Here is a 6,247-nt window from a genome sequence, read left to right on the forward strand (position 1 = left end):
TTCCCGCATTCTTCCCTTCCGGTGCCCACACAACCGCCTGCTTTCCCCGCCAGAACGGCATGCATCCCGCTAATTTTGCAGTACGGAATGCACAGACCCCGCAGCGAAAAGTAGGAAGGACGCGGACATGAGAACGGTCGCCAGAAAGGCCGGTGCCAAGTGACAGCAGAAACCGTCCTGGCCCGCATCAACGTCATGGAACCCTGGCTCGGCGACGACGAAACCCGCGCAGTGGCGGAGGTCCTCGCCTCCGGCATACTGACGCAGGGGCCGAAAGTGAAGGCGTTCGAGGCGCAGTTCAGCGCCCTGCAGGAGGTGCCCCACGCCGTCGCGACCTCCAGCGCAACCACCGCACTGCACTTGGCGCTGATAGTGGCCGGCATCGGTCCCGGCGATGACGTGGTGGTGCCGTCGCTGGCCTTCATCGCCACGGCGAATGCGGTGACGTATGTCGGGGCACGGCCGGTTTTCTGCGACGTGGACCCCGCCACCGGGACTGTGGCTGCGGCCACGGTCCGGGCGGCATTGACCCTGGACACTCGGGCCGTGATCGTGGTGGACCAGTCCGGCGTGCCCGTTGACCTGGACCCCGTCCGCGAGCTGTGCGACCGTCACGAAATCACTGTGATCGAAGACGCCGGCTGCGCCGTTGGCTCGGAATACAAGGGCAGGCCCGTGGGCACGGGGGCCGACATTTCCGTGTGGTCGTTCCACCAGGACAATGTGCTGACCACTGGCGAGGGCGGCATGCTGACAACCCACCGGGCGGACTGGGCGGCACGCGCCCGGAGCCTCCGCGGCCACTCCCTGAACGTGCCGGCGGCGGACCGTCGCGGATCCCGCATTGCCGCGCCGGAGGTGTACGTCGAGGTCGGCTTCGACTACCAGATGACGGATCTGCAGGCCGCCGTCGGCATCGTGCAGCTGGGCCGGCTGGGCGAGATAGTGGCTCGCCGCCGGGAGATCGCCGCGAAGTATGAGGCAGGGCTTTCCGGCCTGGCGGGTCTGCGGTTTGTGGCCGACCCACCGTACGGGACGGCCAACTTCCAGTCCTTTTGGGTCGAAGTACTCCCGGATTTCGCCATTGACCGCGAAGGGCTCCTGGCCCGCCTGGCCGATGCCGGAATTTCGGCGCGCCGCGGCGCCATGGCGGCTCACCGGCAGCCTGCCTACCGGTGGCGCGATACTGGCAACGCAGGGCTCCAGAACACCGAACGGCTGACGGACCGGACCCTAGTTCTCCCGATTTTCCACGGCCTAGACAACGTGGGCCTGAACCGGGTCATGAACAGCGTACGGGCGGCCGCCGGTGTACGCCGGTGAGCGAACTGGTGCTGATCGCAGCAAGCGGGCTGGCCCGGGAGGTCCTGACCATGGTCCGCGCCAGCGGGCAGTACGACGTCGTCGGGCTGCTCGACGACGACAAGGAAATGGCAGGCGTCACCGTGGACGGCGCGCCGGTGCTGGGGACCATTGACGACGCCTCCAAGTTCACGCACGCACTGGTGCTGGTATGCCTGGCCTCGGGAAGATCGCGGGAAGCCGTAGTGGAACGGCTGGCGGCCCAGGGCGTGCGCGATGCCCGGTACGCCACGGCGATCGACCCCACCGTGGAGTGCCCCGAGGGTTGCCGGATTGGCCGGGGCAGCATCCTGCTGCGGAATGTGACGCTGACGGCTTCGGTCACGCTTGGGGCGCATGTTGTGGCCATGCCGTCCGTAACTTTCACGCACGACGACGACGTGGCGGACTTCGCGACGTTCGCCGCCGGTGTGTCGCTGGGCGGCGGAGTCCGGATCGGCCGGGCGGCCTATCTGGGACTGAATTCCAGCGTCCGTGCACGGACTTCAGTGGGGTCCTACGCGACGGTTGGCATGGGGGCGGCAGTGTTGAGCAACGTACCCGACGGCGAAACATGGGTTGGCGTCCCAGCCCACCCTATCGATCAGGAATAGCTCAGAACAATCCCGGCGCAAGGGGCCACTCCGCCGTCGTGACTTCCGTTACCCGATTGTGATTAATCAGGTCCGGTCCTGTACGGTCGATCAAATGGGCCGACCTTCCAGGCCCGAATCCGGGCAGACGCCAAGCTCTGCCGCTGCCCGGAATCCACGACATTATTAGGCAGAGGCGGGGGACCCAGAGTGTCCGGGCCACGGCTTTAAGCCGGCCCTTGGGGTGAAGCCGCATTGCGCGGCCGGATGGCCTCATCCGAATCCGACAGCTAACTCCGCAGGCGTTGAGAGGTAATCACCCATGTCTGCATCCCATGATCAGCCGCGTACTGACGCGCGCCCGTATTCCGAAGAAGCCGCCGCGCCCACCCAGCCACGGGCTGCGCTGAAGAAGTCCGCCCACCGTGCCAACACCCAGCGCAACATGTCGCTGACAGCGGCCGCCCTGGTAGCCCTGCTGGGAGTTGTTTCCTTGGGCCAGGTCTCCGACCAGGCACCCCTAAGCGCCGAATTGAGCCGCGTCGCGGACACGTCCAAGCGTGACCAGGCCCCGGGCCAGGTGAAGCGCAACACCGACCCCGCCCCGGCACCGCTGCCGGCAACTGACCCCTCCCCCGACCCGACCACGGCGCCTGCGCCTGCACCGGCACCGGCACCTGAAGAGCCTGCGGTTGCTCCCGCACCCGCCCCGGTAACGACGACAACGGCTGCACCAGAACCGGCCCCTGCCCCTGCACCCCTTGCGTCAACCGGGACAACCGGCGCCATGCCTGTAGGTGTCCCCGGCGCATGGACGATGGCTTTTGCCGACGAATTCAACGGCACGGCCCTGGACACGGCCAAATGGTCCAACTGCTGGTTCTCCCCCACCTGCGGCACCATGAACAAGGTCACCACCAGCCCCAGCAACGTTTCCGTCGGCGGCGGCAACCTTGTCCTTTCCCTCAATTCGTCCACCTCGGGTGCGCTGGTTTCAACCAACCCCAAGGGCGGTGCCACCACCGGCTACGAATTCACGACAGGTTACGTCGAGGCCCGGATCAAGTTCCCCGGCGACGGAACGAACCTCTACAACTGGCCTGCGTTCTGGACAAACGGCCAGTCGTGGCCCACCAACGGCGAGAACGACATCGCTGAGGTCCTGAGCGGCAAGATGACCGTGAACTACCACTCAACATCCGGCGCCCACAACCAGGGGACCGTTCCCGGCGACTGGGGCAACAATTTCCACACCTTCGGCCTGCACCGGACGGCGAACTCCGCGGACGTCTACTTCGATGGCGTCAAGGTGAAGTCCTACTCCACCGACGACGGCAACGCACCGCAGTACATCATCCTCAACGTCGGAGCGTCGGGAAGCAGCCCGGCGGCCTACGGAGCTGCGTCGCAGGTCCAGGTTGATTACGTGCGCGCCTGGAAGTAAGGCACCACCACCACGGTGAGCGGACGACGGCGGGACCTCCCGCCGTCGTCCGCTTTCTGTTAATCGTCTGCTTCACTTACTACTGTGTAAACCCGCAGTTGTCGGTGCCGGACCGGCGGAACGTTCCGCCACTCCCGTAAACTCTTGCAATGAAGCTTCTGTACATCACAGAAAGCGTGCCCAACCGGGACCCCATGCTGGGGGACGGCAGTTCCATGATTCCGTTCGAGGTGCTGCGGAACCTTCCCGGAGAAGTGGCAGTGACGCTTCTGACTTTCGCCGGACCGGTGGACGTGCCGGCCGAAATCAGGTCGCGCTGTAACGCCGTGCATGTGATGCCCACGCGCAGCCGCGCCTGGGCCACCGTCCTGTCCGTCTTTGGCCTGACCGGTCTCGGAAAGCACGAACGGTCCACCGCCAAAGCTATGGCCATCGCGGCACAACTCTCCGGCCAACACGACGCCACCCTGATCCATGGTCCGCACGCCCTGTTCCTGGCCAACGCGGTGAGCGGCCCGCTGGTTTTGCAGACTGTTGATCCCTGGTCGGTCCGCGCCGCCATGGACACTGCCATTGCACGCACCCTCCGGCCGGCCTACCGCGCCCGTGAGTTCCTTGCGCTACTTGCCGAAAGGCGCCTGCCGCCGCGGGCGCGGCTCCTCACCGTGGGCGCCGCGGATGCGCGCACCTGGTCGGAGCGGCTTGCGCGGCCCGTCAGGAGCGTTCCCAACGGGGCCGAGGAATCGGTGCGCGACGCCGCCAGACAGAACGGTCCGGTGGCCTGTTTTGTTGGCAGCCTGAACTACGGTCCAAACATCGACAGCGCAAACGTCCTGATCAGGAAGATCGCCCCGCTCGTGTGGCAGCAGGTTCCGGATGCCAGGTTTGTGCTCGCGGGCCGGCGCCCCGAGGCCTCAGTACAAGCCTTGGCTGGCCCCCGCGTGGAGGTCCTCGCAAACGTGCCGTCGGTGCTGGCGGTCTTCCACTCCGCGGACGTGGCAGTCTTTCCCGACGAACACGGTGTGGGCATCCGGAACTCCGTGCGCGAGGCCCTTGCTGCCGGCCTCCCGGTGGTTGCGACGCCGGTGGCCGCCCGCGAGCAGGACCCCCACCCCTTGCTGGCCGTCGAACAGGACACGGAAGGGTTCGTTGATCAAGTCGTGCGGCGGCTGACCGCGCCCGGACGGCACCGGCCCTCACCCGGCGGCGGGTCCGTCCGGACGTGGCGGGCTGTTGCCGAGGACTATCTGGATGAGGTGGGAAGCGCGATCCGGTCCGGCAGCGCCGGCCTCCCGTCCGGAAAGTCACCGGCATGACGTTCGCACCCGGGGATCTGTCCCGGACCGGTGTCCGGGGCGCAGCGTGGCAAGGGCTGGCATTCGTCGCCGGAAAGGTGATCGTCCTGGTCACCACCATCGTCCTGGCCCGGCTTCTGTCCCCCGAGGAGTACGGCCTGGTGGCGCTGGCGCTGGTCCTCATGGCCTACGCCGAAACCGTCGCCGACGCCGGTGTGGCACAGGCACTGGTCTATTTGCCCCGCACTGGCGTCATTGCGCGCTCAGCCTTGTTCATTTCCGTGCTGCTGGGAGCGGTCCTGGCATCCGCCGCCGTCCTGGCCGCGCCCTGGATCGCAGGCCTCTTCAACCTTCCGGACGCGGCGCCCCTCGTCCAGGTGCTGGCGGTTTCGGTGTTGGCCACGTCCTTCGGGGCGGTCCCGGAAGCTCTGCTGCGGCGGGACCTGCTGTTCAAGCCGCTGACCGCAGCTCCCGTGATCCGCGCCGCCACCATGGGAACGGTGACCCTGGCTCTGGCGTTCACGGGCCACGGCGCGTGGTCACTGGCTGTCGGCACGGCCGCGGGGTCCGTTGCGTATGCGCTCACGTGCTGGTTCCTGGTCCGCAGGAATGCGCCCTGGCAGATTTGGCGGGTGGGCAGGGACGCCCTCCGGGCCAACATCACCTTCGGGGCACCCGTCGCGGGTAGCAGCCTGTTGGCCCGGCTGATCTTCGACGTCGACTACCTCATCATCGGGCTCCTGCTGGGGGCGCAGGCCCTGGGCTACTACACCTTGGCCTTCCGGCTTCCGGAGGCCCTGATCCTGAACGTCTTTTTTGTGCTGTCCACAGTGCTGTTCCCGCTCTACGCTCAGGTACGCACGGATCCGGACAGGCTCCGCGACGGCTACCTGAAGAGTGTCCAGGTCCAGTCCCTGTACGGGATCACCTCCGGCGTGGGCCTGGCCGTCCTGGCACCCATTCTGGTCCCCTTGCTTTTCGGCCAGAAGTGGACGGACGCCGCGCTGCCGCTGATCTTCCTGGCACTGTACGCAGCCGTGCGGTCGCTGGGCGCGGGTGCCAACGACGTCTATAAGGCGCTCGGACGGCCGGGGCTCTCCATCACGATATCTGTGGTCCGGCTCGTGATCCTCGTGCCGGTCCTGCTGGTCGCCGTCCAGTGGGGCATAGTTGGCGTGGCCTGTGCGCAGTTGGCCGTGGCGTTTGTCTTTGCTTGCGGAATGCAGGCCGTTGCTGCCCGGGTCATCAGGATCCGGGCGCGCCGCCTAGTGCGCGCCGCCGTGCCAGGGGTGGTGTGTGGGGCCGCTGTGGCAATGGCCGGGCTGGTCACGTTAGCCCTTCCGTTCCTTGGCCCCGTGCTGACGACGGCCGCCGTGGTGGTTGTGGCCGTCGGGCTGGTTTATGCGATTCTGCGTTGGGGATTCCCGTCCCTGCACCACGAACTGCTGAGGCTGGCGGGCCGGGCCTAAGCCTTGATCCACCGATCCGCCTGGGCGGATGAGCTGAATTCGGTTTCGGCTCGTTGTGCGGGCGAAGGGCGTGCTGGGGTGCCGGGCCTCGCTGCCCCTTGAGTG

Annotated in this window: 5 protein-coding genes and 1 riboswitch; all 5 genes read left to right on the forward strand. The window is 66.9% G+C overall.

What is annotated here, in order from left to right:
- Positions 1 to 159: 159 nt before the first annotated feature.
- The 5 genes from NG701_RS03700 to NG701_RS03720 all read left to right on the forward strand — a co-directional run bounded on the left by NG701_RS03700 (position 160) and on the right by NG701_RS03720 (position 6,142).
- Complete coding sequence (locus NG701_RS03700; protein ID WP_252564641.1) at positions 160 to 1,323, forward strand: DegT/DnrJ/EryC1/StrS family aminotransferase; 1,164 nt, start codon at positions 160 to 162, stop codon at positions 1,321 to 1,323.
- Positions 1,320 to 1,955 carry a NeuD/PglB/VioB family sugar acetyltransferase gene (locus tag NG701_RS03705; RefSeq protein ID WP_252564643.1) on the forward strand — a complete coding sequence of 212 codons (636 nt, stop codon included), beginning with the start codon at positions 1,320 to 1,322 and terminating at the stop codon, positions 1,953 to 1,955. Before NG701_RS03700 ends, NG701_RS03705 begins: the two co-directional genes overlap by 4 nt.
- A 134-nt stretch (positions 1,956 to 2,089) precedes the next feature.
- Positions 2,090 to 2,253, forward strand: a riboswitch (cyclic di-AMP (ydaO/yuaA leader).
- Between the two features lie 3 nt (positions 2,254 to 2,256).
- Positions 2,257 to 3,378, forward strand: coding sequence for a glycoside hydrolase family 16 protein (locus tag NG701_RS03710; protein WP_252564645.1), 1,122 nt, complete (start codon positions 2,257 to 2,259; stop codon positions 3,376 to 3,378).
- 149 nt (positions 3,379 to 3,527) lie between these two features.
- Positions 3,528 to 4,694, forward strand: coding sequence for a glycosyltransferase (locus tag NG701_RS03715; RefSeq protein WP_252564647.1), 1,167 nt, complete (start codon positions 3,528 to 3,530; stop codon positions 4,692 to 4,694).
- Positions 4,691 to 6,142, forward strand: coding sequence for a lipopolysaccharide biosynthesis protein (locus tag NG701_RS03720; protein ID WP_252564648.1), 1,452 nt, complete (start codon positions 4,691 to 4,693; stop codon positions 6,140 to 6,142). The genes NG701_RS03715 and NG701_RS03720 overlap by 4 nt, the downstream gene beginning before the upstream one ends.
- Positions 6,143 to 6,247: the final 105 nt, after the last annotated feature.

Origin of the sequence: Pseudarthrobacter cellobiosi, assembly GCF_023913815.1 — a bacterium.
Taxonomy (GTDB): domain Bacteria; phylum Actinomycetota; class Actinomycetes; order Actinomycetales; family Micrococcaceae; genus Arthrobacter; species Arthrobacter cellobiosi.